We start from the raw sequence: 18,146 nt of genomic DNA on the forward strand, positions 1-18,146 counted from the left end.
GTAATTAAAAAGACAGGTTATATTCGTCTGTCACTTTGAAATGCTTATGAGAAAAATAGGCTTTTAGTAAAAGATAGTTGTCAATACTCAATTTGATGTGCAACACTCTGTTTGTTCTTGAGGTGTAAATCTGCATACGAGGGTGTATTCTATCAGAATCTTTCCCTCTTCTCACTTTTTCGAGGAAAAAATGGATATGGTGAATGGAATTTAAATCGATAGTTTGGGTAAGTTCTTCTTTATAAAAAATGGAAAGAGCCTCGTTTTTTATCTCTATGGCATAGAAAGTATTATGAGTGTTTTTTATAAGATCTTCGCCAAAAAGCACTATAATAAATATTAAAACAACAATTCCTATAAGTAAATAGAAATATTTGGCTACCCCTTCTCTATGCTCATTTATAATTTGGTCACTTATTAGCCAGAACATCATTATATAAAAAACTACAATCGACAGAAATTTTATCCATTGAAAGGTTTTGTCTTTCAGTGCTTTTACCTTGATGGTAGGAGGTAATTCACCTCTTGTATATTGGCTGTATCGCATACGCTTATCCATCACCCATCTGTAAAAAAAGCTATATAGCCCTATTAAGACTGCTAAAGGGAGGATAGGGATAATAATCTCGTCTATAAGCTCCTTGCTAAGGGTAAAGTTTCTGGCTAACCATAGAAGTTCTAACAGATAGAAACACAAAAATACAATTAGGATTATACGTCCTATTTTCAAAAACTTTTCGCCGAAAAGCTGTTCCTTTTTCTGTCCTTTTTTAGAGAGTTTTTTTGTTAGCAGATTCATATTTTACTTGTAATAATAATACCAATTTCCGTTCCACTCCTTGTCGCAATCTTCCTGAGAGGCAAAAGTACAATCCTTTATACCTTCCTCAGGATATTGTTGCTCACGCAATAGTTTTTGGTGATACTCGTTTATCTTTTGCAGTAAGCCTGTTTCCTTTGCTTTGCTCAGTTCCTCTTCTGTTTTAAAGATGTAAGACACAAAGTAATCTTGCGGGGCTATATAAGCTCCGAAATCCACAGAAGCGTATAATTCTTGAAAAGTTGCCTTTACCTCTTCTTGTGTTTGGGCAATGATATTTTTCCATATTTTGCTCATAATTTATTCTAATAACCACTGTTCATCGGTAAAACCTTTGCGGTAAGCCTTGCCGTGCACATCAATCACAGCGTGCCATTCTTGGCAGGTTTCTAAGGGAATTTCAGCAACTAAGGGCATACACTCTTCGCGTAGGGCTTTATAGGTTTGTGCGGTAGAAAGGTTCAGGCGGTTCAAAAGTCGTATAGCGTACTGGTCGGCTATGAACACCTTTCGCTCAAAAATGTACAACAACATTGCATCGGCAGTTTCTTCGCCTACACCTTTGATAGAGAGCAGTTCCTTGCGAAGCTCCTCGGTAGGGATAGCTTGAAACTTCTGTAAGGAAGCTCCGTGCGACACGTACCATTCCATCAGGGCTTTGATGTAAGTGCTTTTTTGCTTGTAGAAGCCTGCCGGACGTATATATTCCTGTAAAGTGTTCAGTTCCATAGCGTGTAAAGCCTCTACCGATAAGTTACCCTCTAAGTTAGCAAGGGCTTTTTCGGTATTCTCTTGGGTGGTTTGCTGAATGAGAATCATCGATATCCAGTCGGTAATGCGATTGGGGTCATTCCACCAATGTTGCTTGCCGTAATGGGCTAATAATTTATTGAAAACTTTGATTTTTTGAGACATAAAAGCTAATGCCTAAGGTGTTTTATGAGTTATTGTAATTACACAAAGATATTTCTTTTAAACCTCTGTCAAAAAGAGAGGTCAAACAAAGGTTGCCTGTGATATTTTGGAGTTTGTGTTTTGTCATTCCTTTAGGTAAGAAAATATTACCATATTCGCGTGTAGTGAGCGAAAAGACTTTTTGATTGCCCTTCCATTCATCGGTTTTAAAAATAGGTGTTAGTATCACATATTCTGAGTCCGTAAAACAGCCATTAACACCGTGTTTTTTATGATCGGTATGCAAATTGTCCGATTCAATAACTTTCTCGATGACCTTCCCTTCGGCAGAGATTTGTGCGAGCGCATAATAATCCATTCCCCATTTATTGACCGATGAAGCGCTTTCACCCGGAATGAAGGCGTAGATTTTTTTATCCGATATTTTAAGACTGTCTATTTTTGGGGTGTCGGCGGTTCTGTTGTCACGATGTGTAAATGCTTTTTTATCTATGTAAGAAAAGGATTTCCATTTGGCAGTTTTTGCTACCTCATCAAATTCTAAAAGGGCAAAACATCTTGCATTGCCGTAATAAACTTCATTTTCAAAGCAAACGGGAATTATTTGGCTATCCGATATATTTTGAAAATACCGCTGTTCTGCCTTCTCTGGTACAATGTTATATCTGAGTAATGATTTATTTTTTATCGGAATGAGTGCTGGTGACGAATGTACCTCTGAGTAATACCGCACTTCTTTTGCCGAAATGATGATGGCAAACCCTTCTTTATATCTGAAGAGCACAGGATAATCTCTGTTTGACATTGGGTTGTATTCAATAGGAATCTTTTTGATGCCTTCGGTTGAAAGGACAAGGACGTAATATTTATGCCAATCGGTATGATCGGAAGTTAGGATTATGGCAGTGCCATCGGGTAGTAAAGTTGAAGCATAAACAAATGAGAATTCATTGTCAAATTCCCATTTTCTCAAAAGTGTTAGTTTAAAATCGCTCATATCCTTTTCTTTTTTGCTGACAATTTACTTGGCAAAAGTAGTAAATAATTTTCTAATTAGAAAATTAGAAAATTGACTAAATTATTATTATCTTTGTGGCTTAAAAATCACATAGTATGGAATTGGAAGTAGGTAAAAACTATCGCATAAAAAATGATATTTTCAGCTTTAAAGCGGGTGAAGTTTGGTCGTTAGTAGATGAGGGATACCAAGTGTACTTCGGCGAACACAATTTTGTATTCGTTAATGCCGAGAAAAATTGTCACTTTATGGTATTACGAAATACTTCCGATGAAGATATGGAAATAGGATGCCATTTGGATAGGTATTTTGAGGAAATAGAAGAGGATGATAATAATTTCATACCTTTGTCCTTAGATAAAAAGGACACTATGAAAATCTTAGTAATAGGCATAGGCGTTATAGGCTCTATTTACGGCTATGTGTTTTCTAAAGCAGGACACACAGTAACACATTACCTTAGAAAAGACAGTAAAAAGAATAACATACACACTTTAAACGTTCATATCTTGGACGGACGTGGACACAAGAAAGGACTTTCGTATACCGACAGCTATTCTATTGGGCACGCCACAGAAAAAGAGTATGATTTTATCTTTATTGCGGTACCTTCTGGAAAATTGGCAAGTGTAATAGAAGAACTCAATAGAGAGCATATTACAGGAACACTGCTCATTGCTTGTGGTATTTGGGAAGATAAGAATTATCTGGAAAAACTCTTAGGCAATCGTCCTTATGTATTGGGTTATCCCGTAGCAGGAGGCAACTTAGAAGGTGAGACCCTCAATGCTTGTCTGTTTGACCATTTTATGCTGGAGAGCAAAGCAAAAACTACTATCGATAATTATGATGATTTAGTAAAGCTATTTAGCGATTGCAACATAGTCTTAGAACACCCTTACGATATGCTCGAATGGATATGGTTACATCTGGCTATTAATGCGGGAGTTATTTCGGTAGCAAGTACTACAATGGAAAATTATAGCAATAATGCACAAACTACTGAGGCAGCCGAGAAGCTAATGCAGTCTGCCAAACTACTGAAGCAAGCCGTAAAATCGATACGTGAAACGGTGAAGATAGTAGCCTCACGAGGGGTGGTACTAAAACACTACAACAACGAGTTACTACCTTACAAATTGCCTACTTTTCTTTCAGCACCTTTGATGAAAAGAATGTTTGCCAACAATATCCTCACCCAAAAAATAATGACCCTCCACAACAATCTCCCCGACTTATTATATATATGCAAGTGCGTGTATGAAGAAGGTAAGAAAAAAGGTATAGAAGCACCTTTGTTCTATAAAAATTGCAGCAAGTTACCAATCTAATGGAAAATTAGCAAATAAAATGAAAAGACTACTCCCTTTATTATTAGTCCTTTGGGGTCAAAATATACTATGGGCACAAAGGGGCGTGCTTCTTAGAACGCAAAGCGAAAGCTATGCCATAGACAATGAAACCGATTCACTACTCCCCGACAGAAAGGATAGCCTTGAATACTATACCTTTTTGCGCTTCAACCGTAGAAAGGATACTTTATTTGTCCATCAAAAAGATACCCCAAAGGATATAGCGCAAAAAGATGCCTTTTCCTACTTCCTCACTACGAAAAAAATAGATGCCGATAAGCTACAACTACTTATAGGCGATAGAAATTACACCCATACACTTTTATTTTACGTTGAAAGTCCCAATATCATACGTGTAAATAGAGATAGTTATGTACTCAGTGATGAATACAACCACTTTCTAAAGAAGAAAATATTCAAAAAGAGGGATATTGCGACTATTTTAGATTTTTTAGACGACCAATTCGGGGATTATTTTATAGATACGGAAGTATTTATGATAAGCACTAAGGACAAATACAAAAAGAACTTAAAGATGAATGGAGGCACTGTCCTCAACGAAGCTGATGCCACTGTTTATAGTACTTTATATGCAGCATACGATGATAAAGGTCTTCAGATGTTAGGAAGAGTAGATACTAACGAACCCCAATTACCTTTTTCACTTGACAAGAAAAGAAAATATATAGACGCCGATAAGCTCATTTTTGAAATAGAGGAACAAACTCCCAAAAACAACGCCACTTATACCCAAGAAATCTATTTCTCAGGCGAAAAAATTATTACAAAAGGGAAACATACCCAATACGGACTTAATATTACTACGTTTTATACGAAAACTATAGAGAAAATAAAAAATGAAAAATGCGGTTATATACATACATGGTAAGGGCGGAAATGCAGCAGAAGCTAATCACTATAGAAAGTTTTTTAGTGATGAATATGAAGTAATAGGGTTTGACTATAAATCAGAATTTCCTTGGGAAGCCAAAGAAGAATTTCCAAAATTCTTTGACTTCATAGCCTCACAGTATAGCAGTGTCGTCTTAATAGCCAATAGTATAGGAACTTATTATGCTATGTTGTCGTTGGCAGATAAATCTATTAAAAAAGCTATGTTTGTCTCGCCAATCGTAGATATGGAGCACATCATTTTAAATATGATGATCCTCTCCAAAGTATCAGAGAAAACACTATATGAAGAAAAAGTAATCAAAACCTCTTTTGGAGAAACTTTATCTTGGGAATATCTTTCTTATGTTAGAACTCATCCAATAACTTGGAATGTACCTACAAATATTCTTTATGCTGAGAATGATACGATAACTTCTTTCGAAACAATAACGAATTTTGCAAATAGCATTGGGGCAACTCTAACCATTATGAATGATGGCGAACATTGGTTTCATACAGAAGAGCAAATAATCTTTTTGGACAATTGGTTTAAGAAGTTTGTATAACGCATTTCAAATGCCACTGGTTAGGAAATAAAAATCCCCGCTCATAGTATTCTCTACGAGCGGGGAAATATTATTTTTGTTGGTTAGATAACCTGAGGGCTTCTGTCCAAAAAGCGTCTTCTTCGTCTATGTGTTCAGAGAATAACCAAACCTCTTGTATTTTGTCGTTCTCTACCCGATAGAGATCAATACCTCTCATTCGCATACTTTTGTCAAAAGCAAAGACCTCAAAAGCGACGGCAGCAGCTACCAAAGGGTCGTTTTCGGTGATATAATCAATTTGGTCAATAGCAAAAGTGCCTCCACTGAGCTGTGCCATTCTTCCTAAATGAGAGAATACAGCCTCTTTACCTTTGTAACTACCGGAAAGAGCCCCTTTCCCTGGTTGGTGCCATACTAAGTCATCAGCTAATAAACTGCCTACTTTCTCAAAATCTCCTTTAGCTAAGGAGACATAAAACTGATGTACAATTTCTGTTTTTGTCATTTTTATATGAATTTTTTTTTGTTATTTCACCGCAAAATTATACCTTTGTATCCAAGCACACAAGTACTTACGAGAAAGTAAGCACCTTACAAAAAAGTTAGAATTACTCAGTATCAAATAGAAAAAATATTGCGATGAACGAAAAAAATATTAACAAAGACTGTCCTGTATGGCGAACAATGCAAATAATGGGAAGCAAATGGGCAATGCTTATACTGTTTCATCTCAGTCAGCGCACACATCGTTATGGGGAACTAAAGCGTGCCATTCCACAAGTGAGTGAAAAAGTACTTAATGAAGAACTAAAAACGCTCTGCACTCATCAATTAGTAGCAAAAGTGAGTTATCCAGAAGTACCCCCGCGAGTGGAGTATTCCCTTACCGATTTAGGTAAAGAAGCCTTACCTATCATAGAAGCGATTATCCGTTTTGGAAATGACCACTTGAAGAATAACTAATAAAAAACCTCCCCACTCGTAGCATTTCCTACCAGTAGGGAGGGTGTTTTTTATCCTAATTTGCGTGTTATTTCAGCGAAGAAAGAAATGCTAACAATCGCTGGGCTTGCGCTTTGGCTTTTGCTTCTATATCCTCTTTGGTATAACCTGCATTTACTGATGTTCCGTGAAAATATAGAGGCTCTACATACTTCATCTGCGCATAATAAGCCGTTTGCGCTAAGTTCTTGCAAAACTCGTATACTTTGAAATGGTGTTCTCCCAAAGTGTGATATTCACTTTCGGGTGCCCCAACGGTAAAACTTGGGATAAAATATTTCCCTTTGAGCTTATCTCCTTGTGAACCATAAGCAAACTGATACGTGAAAACCTCATCAAACCAATGCTTGAGTATCGCTGGCATATTATACCAATAAAAAGGATATTGAAAGATAACCTCTTGATGCTTGAGTAAGGCTTCTTGCTCTGCTTTTACATCTATTTGAAAGGTAGGGTATAGCGCTGATAAATTTCTGATTTCAAAATCTATGTCGCTACGAGAAAGCTCCTCTATGATAGCCTTATTGGCTATCGATTGGTCAAAATGGGGGTGTGCTAAAATTACTAATGCCATATTGAAATTATTTTTTAATTTTGTCGCAAAATTATAGTACAACTTTCAATCTGGCAATAACTATCTAAATAGATACTTTATAATTTCAACTATTATGGAAACAAAAATAGAGTGTACTGCCCCCAGCGTTCGCTTAGGAGAAAAAACCTATCCTTGCACCATTGCCGTAGCGATGGATTTGATAGGAGGAAAATGGAAAGCCGTGATTTTGTATCACCTTAAAGAAGGTGAAAAGCGATTTAGCGAACTGAAAAAAGACCTCTATTCGGTAACCGAAACTACGCTGAGTATCCAGCTAAAACAATTGGAAAACGATGAGCTTATTTCTAAAGTTGTCTATGGTAAGAAGCCTCCTTTGGTGGCTATCTATTCACTCACCGACTTAGGGAAATCTTTTTTGCCTATACTCGATGCCCTTACCCAATGGGGAAATAAAATTGTGCTTGAAAAAGGAACTTTCCTAACGGAATAAAACACAATTATTAATTTCCAAATTTTCTAATTTTCTAATTGCTCAATTATTCTCCGCTTTTTCCTTCAAAGCATTCACTCCATTAATACCCAAACAAAAACCTATATAAAGGATAGCAAGGAGCAAAACGATTCTGTTAATTCGTCAAAAGTTTGTGCAGTTGAGCGTTGAACGAGGGCTGTTCGGTTGCCAAAATACTGAAAAATTCATCGTCGAAAGCCTCGACCTTAGCGACGGCTTGCGCGATGAGTTCGGCACCTTTATCGGTGATAGCAACTACTTTGGCGCGGGTGTCGGTCTTGTGTTCTTCCCTTGTGATGAGGTCTTTGCTCTGCAAAGTGCGCACCACTTGCGAGGTAGTCATTGGGTCTATCTTGGTGAAATTTGCCAAAGATACCTGCGTGATTTCCTTTCCTTGTTGGGCGAACCACTGGGCACTCGCCAAGAGTACAAACTGGGGGTGTGTAAGGTCGAAAGGTTGCAACACTTTTTTGATTCCGCGTTGCCATAACATACTTACCTGCCAAAGTAAAAGCCCTGAGCTTTCTTCGGCTTTCAAATTAAAAATTGAGGGCTGAGAGGTCATTGTGTAACATTTTAGAGGCTATGAGTTTAAAATCGTTTTCGGATATTTCCAAAATACCAAAGCGAAAAGGATATCCCCACGCCTTTTTGTTGGGGATAAAGTCCAATAGCTCGATAAGGTCGGCTATAGGCGTTTCTTCGCAGTCTACAAAAGTAATATTTCTCCTAAACGGACAGAAATTTTCACTCATCTGAAAGGCATAGACTTCCTCGTCTTTCACTCTGCCAATAGCCGTGAAGGATTGGCATTTGTCTTCTTTTCCAAAATAGCGTTTGGAAGAGTAATAGAGAATACCGTCTCCCTCTTTCATACGTTTCAAAGGCTGTGCCTTGCCGTGGCAGGCTTGGGCAAATCCTCCCGCAACGCCCATTTGTACGTGGTCGCGACTTGCCACTACAATCCAATATTTGATAGGTCTGTTTTTCATTTATAAATGGAATAAAAACCGTGTGACACACTGCCACACGGCAATTTTTATCAATTGCAAACTTAGTTTAATTCTTTGATTTGCGCAACCAATCGAGTGGCGTGCTCTTTGGCTCTTTGTTGCAAGGTGGTAAGTGCTTCTTTGGGCATTACCTCTGGAATGTACTTCATTCCGTAAGAGATTACAGGCTCTTGGAATAGCAATTTGCAATGATTGGCAGTTTGGCGGTGAATATTGAGGAAATCGGTAAACGGATAGTTCTGTGCGCCACCGTGTTGGTAAGCCTCTTCAGGTGCTCCGGTAGTGAAAGAAAGGATGAGTTTCTTGCCCATCAGCTTGTTGTCGCCATAAGCAAAGCCGTGTGAAAATACGTTGTCTAACCATTTTTTTAGCAAGGCGGGAAGCGAATACCAATTCACGGGGAATTGCCATACTATTATATCTGCTTTTACAAGTTTAGCTTGTTCGGCAGTTACATCAATTTGATAGTTAGGGTAAAGGGCTTGCAAGTTACTTACTTCAGCCTCAGGGAGCAAGCGTTTTACTTCTTCTAAAATAGCCTTATTGGCGTTGGACGTCTCCATAGAAGGATGCCCGTTGATAATTAAAACATTCATATATAATTTAAATTTACTTCTTTATTCGGGCGCAAAGGTAATATGTTTCTATATAATAAGCAAACTTATTATATATTATTTTATAAATATTTTTTTAAGGTGTAGGTATTACTACGAGTTGGGGATATAAAAAATCCCCGCTAGTAGATTTTTCTTTCAGCAGGGATTTTCATTTTTATTCAGGTGCGGAATAGGTTACGATATCTATCCCGATGCCATTGGGGTCTATAATAGCAAAATGGCGGTCGCCCCAAGGCTCTTCGCGAAGCGCTATGGCAATGGGTACGCCCTGCTCTTTTAACTTGTAGTAATAGTCGTCTACATTCTCTACTTCAATGGTGAGGTATACGCCCTGTTGGGTAAAAGGTTTTTGGAAGAGAGGCTGTTGCGAAGGGTGATTAGGCAACAAAAAACTGATTTCTGCCTCGTGATTAGGGGTGTGCAACAGCAAATAAAAGTCGTTTTCGAAAGTAACACCAAATTGCAATACTTGGGTGTAGAAAACTTTGCTCTCGGCTAATTTCTCGGTGATAATACCTGCGTTTAATTTCATTCTGATAATGTATTTGTTATTCGGGGGCAAAAGTACCGCAAGCGCAGGGAATACGATTGTAAAAAACGGACATTTTTCAGCCTAACACCTTACTCGGCGTATCGCCATAGAATGTTTTAAACGATTTGATAAAGTGGGCTTGGTCGTAATAAGTGTCTAAAAAGGAATGGTTGTGATAGGCTTTTGCGCTTAGTATATGCTGAAAACGCACAATATTGCTAAAAGTTTTAGGACTATCGCCTATGTAGTAGTCGAAAAGGCGGCGCAACTGTCGGGGGCTGATACCGGTATCTAACTCACTGATGTGTATGCTGCCTTTGCTCTGTAATATCTGAAAAAGTGCCGAGAAAAAGCGTTTGTCCATCTGCAAAGGGCGTTGTGATAGGTGACGGAGAAAATAGTTGTCTAAGCATTGTGCAATGTCAGGTAATGAAAGAGGAGCTTCCAATTGTTCGGCTATAAAAGTAGCCAAAGCAGGAACTACCTCGCGCAAGGGGATTTCTTGTGCGCTGATTTCAAAAGCATCCTGACCAAAAAGAAGCGGAAAAGCACTGGGCAGAAAGCGAACTCCCACATAGTGAAAGGCACCCGTTATGGGAAACTCTACATACGTATTGCAATAGCCCATAACGGAACTCATCTGCGGGGCGTTACAGTTGAAAAATAGGTCTATACAACCATCGGCAACTACTCGGTAACAAAAAGGTGTGTTACGCGGAGGTGATTTCAGTTCCCAATAGCAATAGATAAACGAGTGCAAAGCCTCACACGGAAGAAACTCGGTATAGGTAACCTCTTTTTCTTCTGCAGGAATAACGGATTGCATAGGGTGATAATAGGAGCGAAGTGATAACACGTTGTTTGCTATTGATGAAGGGCAAAGATAGAAATAATTAGCCAATTGGCAAATGTGTTAATTATTATAAAAATCCCCGCTGGTAGGCAAAGCCTACCAGCGGGGATTTTTATAATTTTACTAGGTTTATAGATATTTTCCTGTAATACTATTGGCATTATTCTTTACTGATTGAGGGGTGCCTTGTGCTACGATTCTTCCGCCTGCGGCACCGCCACCGGGACCCATATCGATAATATAATGAGCATTGCGAATGACGTCTAAATCGTGTTCAATCACTATCACGGTAGCTCCTAAGCTAAGGAGGCTCTGAAAAACACCGAGCAGCACACGTACATCTTGCGGGTGTAGCCCTATGGTGGGTTCATCAAATACGAAAACGGTATCGCTCTGTCCTTTACCCATTTCGCTGGCTAACTTAAGGCGTTGGGCTTCTCCGCCTGAAAGCCCTGGGGTATCTTCGCCAAGCGACAAATAGCCTAATCCTAACTGTTGTAACACTTGTAGTTTTTGATTTACTAACTTCAAATCGGTAGTTACCTCTATTACTTGGTCTATACTCATACTCATCAGCTGGGGTAGACTGTATTTTTCGCCATTCTTGGCGGTGCGAAATACTTTATAGGCTTCGCGCTTGTACCTGCTCCCTTTGCAATCAGGGCACACAATATCAACATCGGGGAGGAACTGCACATCTAAGGATATTTGCCCTGTGCCGTCGCAGGTAGGGCAACGGAGGTCGCCTGTATTGTAGGAGAAGTCGCCTGCCTTATAGCCGCACTGTTTGGCATCGAGGGTTTTGGCGTAAATCTTACGGAGTTCGTCGTGAATACCGGCATAGGTAGCTACCGTAGAGCGAACATTGATACCTATAGGGGTAGCATCGATGAGCTTTACCTGACGAATACCTTCTGCTTTTACCGATTTGATGTGCTGAGGTAATTTCTTCCCCATAGCGTTTGCCTCTAAAGCGGGAATTAGGCTCTCTAACACTAAAGTAGTTTTGCCTGAGCCCGAAACCCCTGTAACTACTGTAAGTCTCCCCTTTGGAAATTCGACTTCTAAAGGGTGTACGGTGTGTATAGCATCGGTAGAGAGGTGTATGTTTCCCATAGAAAAGAGTTCGTTTTTTGGGAGTTCTGCTGGCAGTTTGCTCTCTTGCGATAAGTAAGGTGCTATTACCGATTCCTTATTTTGTGTTATTTCATCTACCGTTCCTTGTGCGATGACGGTTCCGCCATTAGTCCCTGCGCCTTTGCCCATTTCTACAATCTCATCGGCGTGAGTAAGTACTTGGGTATCGTGGTCTACCAATATCACCGAATTGCCGTCGGCTATGAGGTCGTCCATCACCCCTGTTAAGCCTTTGAGGTTGTGAGGGTGTAGCCCGATAGAGGGTTCGTCTAACACATAGAGCACCCCAGTAGTGCGGTTGCGTACAGCGCGTGCAAGCTGTACGCGCTGGCGTTCGCCAGTGGAAAGGGTAGCTGCTGCACGGTCTAAGGAGAGGTATCCCAAGCCTAAATCGATGAGGCGGTGGGCGGTATCGGTAAAGGCTTCGCAGATGTTTTTAGCCATTGGGCGCATAGCTTCTTCTAATGAATCGGGGACGCCTGCTACCCAAACCATTAACTCATCGAGCGTCATAGCCGTAGCTTGGTCTAAGCCAATGCCCCTAAGGCGTGGGGCACGTGCCGCTGGAGAAAGCCTTGTGCCGCGGCAGTCGTGGCAAACGTCTTCTTTTAGGAACTTCTCGAGGCGTTTCATTCCGCTATCGTCTTTTACCTTAGCCAAAGCGTTTTGTACGCTATACACAGCACTGTAGTAAGTAAAATCCATTTCGGCAGTTTGTCCTGTTTTGGGGTTTAGGTAGAATATATGTTTCTTTTCAGCAGGCCCGTGGTAGACTATTTCTTTTTCTTCGGGGGTTAAATCCTTGAAAGGCACATCGGTACGCACGCCCATTTCGCGGCATACATCTTTCATAAGTGACCACATCAGGGTGCCCCATACCACTACTGCTCCTTCGTCGATAGTGAGGTTTTGATCGGGGACTAACTTGCTTTCGTCTACCGTTCTGACGGTTCCTATTCCGCCACAGGTAGGGCAAGCCCCACGACTGTTGAAAGCTAAATCTTCAGCCCCAGGTCCGTAGAAATGTTCGTGGCACTCGGGGCAGGTGATTTCTTGCATAGCTGCTACAGCAAACGAAGGTTTTACATAGTGTCCGTTAGGGCAACAGTGATTGGCAAGCCTTGAGAACATCAGGCGGAGGCTGTTGAGCAATTCGGTCATTGTGCCGAAAGTACTGCGGATACCAGGTACCGTAGGGCGCTGGTGCAGTGCTAAGGAGGCTGGCACGTAGCGCACGTCGTCTACCTCAGCGCGTTCGGCTTGCGTCATTCGTCGTCTTGTGTAGGTAGAAAGCGATTCTAAGTATCTTCGTGAGCCTTCGGCATAGAGAACTCCTAAGGCAAGAGATGATTTGCCAGAGCCCGATACGCCTGCAATCCCTACAATCTTATTGAGGGGTATATCGACGTCTATATTCCTGAGGTTATGTATTTTAGCCCCTCGAACTTCAATATTTTTGGGGCGTTTAGGTTTTTCTTTTTTCATAGTTGTCATTATTTTACTAATTTGTTTTTCTGTGAAGAAGCTACTAAATCATACGATTGTTTTACATAAGCCTTGATTTTATCATCGGGCATATCTTCATTGAAACGGATCCCCACCCAATACTTTTTGCTTAGGTTAAAAGGGTCTTCTACTGCCTGATAATTTGCTTTGAGTTGTTCTATCTCATCGGGGTTGCATTTGAGCGTGCATTTGTCAAACTTATTGATATCAAAGAAGCAAAACATCTTTGTACCCACATAAAAAACTAAGATTGAATCAGCATTTTTAAAGAACCCCGAAAAGGGCATTTTCTCATACGTATCAGGCAGGGATAGGCAAAAGTCTCTAAATTCTTCTATATTCATAGTGTGAGCCCCACGGACAGTTTAGGGTTTATAATTGACATTAGTTTTTTTAAGGTCTCACTTGAAAAGTTCTAAAGCGATATGTGCGCAAGCCTCGGCATCGGCTAAGGCGTGGTGATGTTGCTTGAGATCAAAACCAAAATAAGCGGATACGGTGTTTAGCTTGTGATTCGCAAGCTGAGGGAGGCTCTTGCGTGCTGCCCTTAAAGTACAAAAGAAAGGATTGGTGTGTTGCGGTAGCTCGTAATAAGCTAATACAGCCCGCAAACAGCCTTCATCAAACATACTATTGTGAGCAACGAGAGGTAAATCTTTTATTTTTGGCAATATTTCTGCCCATACTTCGGGGAAGAGTGATGCATTTTCGGTGTCGCGCTGCGAAATACCGTGTATTTGGGTGTTAAAATAACTATAAAAGTTTGGTGCAGGTTTAATCAGTTGATAATAAGTGTCAATAATCTCATTATTTTCTACAAAAACAAGTCCGATACTGCAGACACTGCTGCGGTATTGGTTGGCGGTTTCAAAGTCTAAAGCTGCGAAAGTGTTCATTTTATTCAGGTAACAAGTAAAGACAGTGTTATATTGAACTCACGTTATTTAAGTTGTTTTTTCATCCATTGACTTACCTCAGTGGCGGGGATATCTTCTTGGTTAGAGAAAACGTGATCGGCTTTTGAGATGATTGCTAATTCGGCATTTTTGTAGAAATACAAAAGATATTCACTATACGAGTAGGGTACTGCTCTATCACCTGTTCCGTGAATGATTTTTACCTTTCCTTTGTAACGCTTAGCGGCTTCAAAAGGCTTTATGCGTTGCCCTGAAAGAATATACTCTTTGCCTACGGTAATTTTGCCTGAGAAGAGGCTCACCTTATCGGGTACATTTAGAGGGTCGAAAGTAGTGCCAAAAAAAGCCCCTTGTAGCATATTATCGTGAATGATAACTGCTGGAGCTAGCATTGCTACTGCCTTGATTTTGCTCTTGCCGAGTTCTGAACTGAGCAGTATAGAAATCAGTCCTCCTTGCGAATGACCATAGATGCCTATTTTACTCACAAAAGGCAGTTGTTCAACATACTGAACAATACGGCGCGCATCTTCTAATTCGTTATCGAGGCTCATTTTCTCGAAGTCGCCATCGCTTTTCCCGTGCCCGTTGAAGTCGAAGCGTACAGAAGCAATGCCTTCTTTAGCAAGGGTTTCGGCTATAGTAATGTTTATTTTCTCGTTGATATTTCCAGTAAAACCGTGAAACATAATCACCACGGGGATTTTCTTTTGGTTAAAATTGTCGGGAGTAGTAAGCACCCCTCGGAGTTTGCCTACCGCACCTTGTATTTCTATGGGTTCAGTTTTGGCATTAGCCCAAAAAAACGTCGTTAAGAACAATAAAGTCAATACTTTTTTCATCTTATCTGATATTTAGTGTTTATTATTTTACGGGGACTATATAGTTATCCATTTGAAATGACTCTGTGATAAATAATGAGAGTTCAACGTAAGTAATTGTTTAAAAATCAGCAAAGTATTTTAATCTTCCACAAAACCAGCGAGTTGGCGCTGCTGGGTAATGTGGAAGATAAATTTTTACGAAATTGACAATTTTACGTTTACTAATTTTGAAGACTACTTTTTCAATCGTTTGAAAACAAAGCGGGTGATAAAAAGCCCTGTAGAATCGTCTTTACCTGAATTACTTTCTACACCACTGGTAACAAAGGCGAGCTCCCATCCTTCTTCACTCATTGCATTGAGTTTGGAAGCGATAAGGGCATCGTTGGCAGCGATATTCTGAAAGCGAATCCCTCCGAGGTTAAAGAAGTTTAGCAACTTGGTTTCGTCAAAACCTTTGACACGAATCTCATCACGGTCGCTTTTGTTACGTTCATCCCCGTCTTCGGAGCGGGTGGTGGTAAAATCTTTGTAATTGCGCTCATCGTTAGTTGAGATCAAACGAGAACGACCGATTCCATAAGGTACGACCGATTCTACAGCAGTTACGACTTTAAATTCGTATGTTTGAGCTGTAGCTACAAAGCCCACAAGGGCTAAACAGAATAAAAAAATCTTTTTCATTGGATTTGTATTTGATGATTTAGGGGCAAAGATACGAAAATAATTAGCAAATTAGTTAATGTGATAATTAACTTCTTCTTACTTAAAAAGTTTCAAAGTCTAAGGTTATGAAAGTATTCATTTGTTCAGGTAAAGGAAAATATAGCAGAGTTTTTACAGGTTAATTTTTAGAGGATTGCTTGATTTTATCGAGTTTTATTCCTAACCAAATGGCTACCCCTAAGGTTTGTATACCACAGGAATATAAGAATGCTTCTCGTATTTCATATAAATGATGTCTATCAATCCATTTACCATCTTCTAAAAAACTGAAAACTATGGCGCCTATATTTACAGAAATAAAGGTGAGTACAAAAAATAGAAGAACACCTATTATTGCGTTTTTAGAAGTGAGTTTTATGTACTTTTCTATGATTTTAGCTATTAAGAAAGAGGGAATTACTCCTGCAAGTAGGGGGATAAAGATAATCCCTATAATTGAATCGGCGGCATCTGTTCCTCCATAGATTATTCCTAATATATATACTGAAATAACAACAATTATAGTCTCTATTATAATTGCTTTGCAAAATAATGAAGAGGTATGAGGCATAATTTTAATGACGAATGACGAATGATGAGTGCAAAAGTAGTGAATAATTTGCTAATTTCCAAATTTGTTAATTACTTCATACGCTCTGCCAATAGGGATTTCGGTATCCCCTATATACACAAATTGGTGGGTGTAGGAAGTAATGTGTTGTATATTCACTACATAACTCTTATTAACGCGTACAAATACCGAATCGGGGAGCTGGCTGTGTATGTTTTTGAGATTAATCCACGTGATGTAGCGGTCGGTGAAGGTGTGGATAATCACGTAATCTTTCAATGCTTCTATATATAGGATATCGTTATGAGGGATACGGTAATTGCGTCTGTTGGCGCGGATACTGATGTATTGCGTATCGGTAGCTTCAAAGTCGGTTTTCTGCTGAGTGAGCAATTGGTGGTAACTTTCGGCTTTGGCAACGGCTTTTTTGAAGCGCTCAGGGGTGATGGGTTTCACTAAATAGTCGAGAGCATCTACTTCATAACTGTCTAAGGCATATTGGCTGTAGGCGGTAGTAAATATTACCAAAGTTTGTTCGGGTAAGGTTTTAGCGAACTCCAAGCCGTTTACACCAGGCATCTCTATATCCAAAAAGAGTAGGTGTACTTCGTTCTTTTTCAGAAAGTCGGCAACACCTACTGCATTTTTGAAAGTACCAACTACCTTCAAGTTGCTGTATTGCCTGATGAGGCGCTCCATACCGATACGGGCTAAGGGTTCATCGTCTATTATCAAACAATTCATAGTTGTAGAGCTAAGGTTACTATATATTCTTGTGGTAAACGCTCTTGTGACAAGCTAAAACGATCGCCATAGAGCAGTTCTAACCGCCGGCGGAGGTTAGTTAATCCTATACCGCTGAATTTTTGTTGAGGATTAGGTTGCAAAGGTACGGAATTGCGTACTGAAAAGTGTAGAAGTCCTTCTTTTTCCTCACATTTCATATAAATATAAGTAGGGGAGAGACTGTCAACACTGTGTTTTACGGCATTTTCAGCTAAGATAAGCAGTATATTAGGAGGCAGTTGTATACCTTGTATATTCTTTTCGTTGTAGGTAATCTCATAAGTAAAATCATCACGGCGCATTGCTTCCAAAGAGAGAAAATCGGAGAGAAAACGCAATTCAGAAGAGAGGAAAACTCGTTCTTCGTGTGATTGGTAGAGTAAATGTCGCAAGAAATCGGATAATTTTGTGAGGGTGTACGAAGCTTTTTCGGGGTCGATATACAACAATGTGTTGATACTATTGAGCATATTGAACAAAAAGTGTGGTTGTATCTGGCTACGGAGGGCTTGTAGCTCACTTTTGGCAGCTTGTTGTTCTAATTCTTGCATCTTTTCGGTGCTTTTTATCCACAATTGGAATATTTTTATGAGTGTGGATAGCATTATAAAGGGCAATAAACTCAATAATGAAAAGATAAATAGGGTAGGAATGGGCAGTGCCATTGCTTTTTTTAGGTCTTCACTGATAATATACTCTCTCCATATAACGGCATTTAGGTAGTAGGTAATCACTTGACAGATGAAAAGTATCCCTATAAGGCTAAAGGTGTAAGTAACAAGCTTTCCCCTAAACAAAAAGCGCGGAATAAGCACATAGATATTTAGGTAAAAAGCTACTGTGATAATCATACATCTCTCTATCCAATCCAAGTGGTCAACAAAGCCTTCGTACGCTCCCCATTCTTTAGTGATTAGGAAAAACAATAGTAATGATACACAAGCAGTTATATGCCTATAGATGCGATATCTATCGGCAATAAGAAACTGTAAGAAGAGATTGTTTTTTAGAAATATATAGGGATTTTCGTTCATAGTTTCTATTTGGTAAAGTCATACCTTTTTAGGTT

At 39.6% G+C, this 18,146-nt stretch carries 24 protein-coding genes; 5 read left to right on the plus strand and 19 right to left on the minus strand.

Translation table 11 applies throughout. The features are described from left to right. Window positions 1–4 precede the first annotated feature (4 nt). Genes JMN12_RS10680 through JMN12_RS10695 form a run of 4 tightly spaced genes read right to left on the minus strand, consistent with a single transcriptional unit; the run spans window position 5 to window position 2,732 of the window. Window positions 5–799: a hypothetical protein gene (locus JMN12_RS10680; protein WP_203139116.1), complete on the minus strand. Its 795-nt coding sequence runs from the start codon at window positions 797–799 to the stop codon at window positions 5–7. A 3-nt stretch (window positions 800–802) separates the two neighbouring features. After that, the gene (locus JMN12_RS10685; RefSeq protein WP_128090844.1) at window positions 803–1,117 is read right to left on the minus strand and encodes a hypothetical protein; all 315 of its coding nucleotides are present in this window, start codon (window positions 1,115–1,117) and stop codon (window positions 803–805) included. 3 nt (window positions 1,118–1,120) lie between these two features. Beyond that, window positions 1,121–1,735: an endonuclease III domain-containing protein gene (locus JMN12_RS10690; RefSeq protein ID WP_203139118.1), complete on the minus strand. Its 615-nt coding sequence runs from the start codon at window positions 1,733–1,735 to the stop codon at window positions 1,121–1,123. Window positions 1,736–1,757: 22 nt separating this feature from the next. Further along, on the minus strand, window positions 1,758–2,732 hold the full coding sequence (locus JMN12_RS10695; RefSeq protein WP_203139121.1) for a hypothetical protein: 975 nt from the start codon (window positions 2,730–2,732) through the stop codon (window positions 1,758–1,760). Window positions 2,733–2,848: 116 nt separating this feature from the next. Between JMN12_RS10695 and JMN12_RS10700 the strand changes: the two genes are divergently transcribed. The 3 genes from JMN12_RS10700 to JMN12_RS10710 are packed head-to-tail and all read left to right on the plus strand — an operon-like array spanning window position 2,849 to window position 5,565. Then, window positions 2,849–4,084, plus strand: coding sequence for a ketopantoate reductase family protein (locus JMN12_RS10700; RefSeq protein WP_203139122.1), 1,236 nt, complete (start codon window positions 2,849–2,851; stop codon window positions 4,082–4,084). A gap of 19 nt (window positions 4,085–4,103) precedes the next feature. Beyond that, window positions 4,104–4,994, plus strand: coding sequence for a hypothetical protein (locus JMN12_RS10705; protein ID WP_203139123.1), 891 nt, complete (start codon window positions 4,104–4,106; stop codon window positions 4,992–4,994). Continuing rightward, window positions 4,963–5,565 carry an alpha/beta hydrolase gene (locus JMN12_RS10710; RefSeq protein ID WP_095910643.1) on the plus strand — a complete coding sequence of 201 codons (603 nt, stop codon included), beginning with the start codon at window positions 4,963–4,965 and terminating at the stop codon, window positions 5,563–5,565. The genes JMN12_RS10705 and JMN12_RS10710 overlap by 32 nt, the downstream gene beginning before the upstream one ends. Window positions 5,566–5,635: 70 nt before the next feature. Here the strand turns inward: JMN12_RS10710 and JMN12_RS10715 are convergent, their stop codons facing one another. After that, window positions 5,636–6,052 carry a nuclear transport factor 2 family protein gene (locus JMN12_RS10715; RefSeq protein WP_095910642.1) on the minus strand — a complete coding sequence of 139 codons (417 nt, stop codon included), beginning with the start codon at window positions 6,050–6,052 and terminating at the stop codon, window positions 5,636–5,638. A gap of 134 nt (window positions 6,053–6,186) precedes the next feature. On the opposite strand from JMN12_RS10715, the gene JMN12_RS10720 reads away from it, so the two are divergent. Continuing rightward, window positions 6,187–6,510, plus strand: coding sequence for a winged helix-turn-helix transcriptional regulator (locus JMN12_RS10720; protein ID WP_016478853.1), 324 nt, complete (start codon window positions 6,187–6,189; stop codon window positions 6,508–6,510). A 67-nt stretch (window positions 6,511–6,577) separates the two neighbouring features. Here JMN12_RS10720 and JMN12_RS10725 read toward each other — a convergent pair whose 3' ends face one another. Continuing rightward, window positions 6,578–7,123: an NAD(P)H-dependent oxidoreductase gene (locus tag JMN12_RS10725; RefSeq protein WP_009419375.1), complete on the minus strand. Its 546-nt coding sequence runs from the start codon at window positions 7,121–7,123 to the stop codon at window positions 6,578–6,580. 94 nt (window positions 7,124–7,217) lie between these two features. On the opposite strand from JMN12_RS10725, the gene JMN12_RS10730 reads away from it, so the two are divergent. Continuing rightward, window positions 7,218–7,595, plus strand: coding sequence for a winged helix-turn-helix transcriptional regulator (locus JMN12_RS10730; RefSeq protein ID WP_016420173.1), 378 nt, complete (start codon window positions 7,218–7,220; stop codon window positions 7,593–7,595). Between the two features lie 136 nt (window positions 7,596–7,731). On the opposite strand, the gene JMN12_RS10735 is transcribed toward JMN12_RS10730, so the two are convergent. The 13 genes from JMN12_RS10735 to JMN12_RS10795 all read right to left on the minus strand — a co-directional run bounded on the left by JMN12_RS10735 (window position 7,732) and on the right by JMN12_RS10795 (window position 18,111). Continuing rightward, window positions 7,732–8,181 (minus strand): MarR family winged helix-turn-helix transcriptional regulator, encoded by a 450-nt coding sequence (locus JMN12_RS10735; RefSeq protein ID WP_198465548.1) that lies wholly within the window; start codon window positions 8,179–8,181, stop codon window positions 7,732–7,734. Further along, complete coding sequence (locus tag JMN12_RS10740; RefSeq protein ID WP_198465547.1) at window positions 8,156–8,608, minus strand: EVE domain-containing protein; 453 nt, start codon at window positions 8,606–8,608, stop codon at window positions 8,156–8,158. The genes JMN12_RS10735 and JMN12_RS10740 overlap by 26 nt, the downstream gene beginning before the upstream one ends. Before the next feature lie 62 nt (window positions 8,609–8,670). Beyond that, entirely contained in the window at window positions 8,671–9,225 is a 555-nt protein-coding gene (locus JMN12_RS10745; RefSeq protein ID WP_198465546.1) for an NAD(P)H-dependent oxidoreductase, read from the minus strand. A 175-nt stretch (window positions 9,226–9,400) separates the two neighbouring features. Further along, a complete protein-coding gene (locus JMN12_RS10750; protein ID WP_198465545.1) occupies window positions 9,401–9,778 on the minus strand; it encodes a VOC family protein in 378 nt (125 codons plus the stop codon). A gap of 76 nt (window positions 9,779–9,854) precedes the next feature. Further along, window positions 9,855–10,604, minus strand: a complete 750-nt coding sequence (locus JMN12_RS10755; protein ID WP_203139384.1) for a helix-turn-helix domain-containing protein — start codon at window positions 10,602–10,604, stop codon at window positions 9,855–9,857. A 156-nt stretch (window positions 10,605–10,760) separates the two neighbouring features. After that, window positions 10,761–13,253 carry an excinuclease ABC subunit UvrA gene (locus JMN12_RS10760; RefSeq protein ID WP_198473420.1) on the minus strand — a complete coding sequence of 831 codons (2,493 nt, stop codon included), beginning with the start codon at window positions 13,251–13,253 and terminating at the stop codon, window positions 10,761–10,763. Window positions 13,254–13,261: 8 nt separating this feature from the next. Further along, window positions 13,262–13,618 carry an MmcQ/YjbR family DNA-binding protein gene (locus JMN12_RS10765; protein ID WP_088595183.1) on the minus strand — a complete coding sequence of 119 codons (357 nt, stop codon included), beginning with the start codon at window positions 13,616–13,618 and terminating at the stop codon, window positions 13,262–13,264. A gap of 57 nt (window positions 13,619–13,675) precedes the next feature. Continuing rightward, entirely contained in the window at window positions 13,676–14,170 is a 495-nt protein-coding gene (locus JMN12_RS10770; protein WP_203139124.1) for a 3'-5' exonuclease, read from the minus strand. A 44-nt stretch (window positions 14,171–14,214) separates the two neighbouring features. Then, a complete protein-coding gene (locus JMN12_RS10775) occupies window positions 14,215–15,033 on the minus strand; it encodes an alpha/beta hydrolase (protein ID WP_203139125.1) in 819 nt (272 codons plus the stop codon). Between the two features lie 216 nt (window positions 15,034–15,249). Beyond that, window positions 15,250–15,699, minus strand: a complete 450-nt coding sequence (locus JMN12_RS10780; RefSeq protein ID WP_203139126.1) for a hypothetical protein — start codon at window positions 15,697–15,699, stop codon at window positions 15,250–15,252. Between the two features lie 160 nt (window positions 15,700–15,859). Beyond that, the gene (locus tag JMN12_RS10785; RefSeq protein WP_203139127.1) at window positions 15,860–16,291 is read right to left on the minus strand and encodes a hypothetical protein; all 432 of its coding nucleotides are present in this window, start codon (window positions 16,289–16,291) and stop codon (window positions 15,860–15,862) included. Window positions 16,292–16,342: 51 nt separating this feature from the next. Then, window positions 16,343–17,035, minus strand: a complete 693-nt coding sequence (locus JMN12_RS10790; protein WP_203139129.1) for a LytR/AlgR family response regulator transcription factor — start codon at window positions 17,033–17,035, stop codon at window positions 16,343–16,345. Continuing rightward, complete coding sequence (locus JMN12_RS10795; RefSeq protein WP_203139131.1) at window positions 17,032–18,111, minus strand: sensor histidine kinase; 1,080 nt, start codon at window positions 18,109–18,111, stop codon at window positions 17,032–17,034. Before JMN12_RS10795 ends, JMN12_RS10790 begins: the two co-directional genes overlap by 4 nt. Window positions 18,112–18,146 lie beyond the last annotated feature (35 nt).

It is taken from the genome of Capnocytophaga genosp. AHN8471 (assembly GCF_016806945.1).
GTDB classification, from domain to species: Bacteria; Bacteroidota; Bacteroidia; order Flavobacteriales; family Flavobacteriaceae; genus Capnocytophaga; species Capnocytophaga periodontitidis.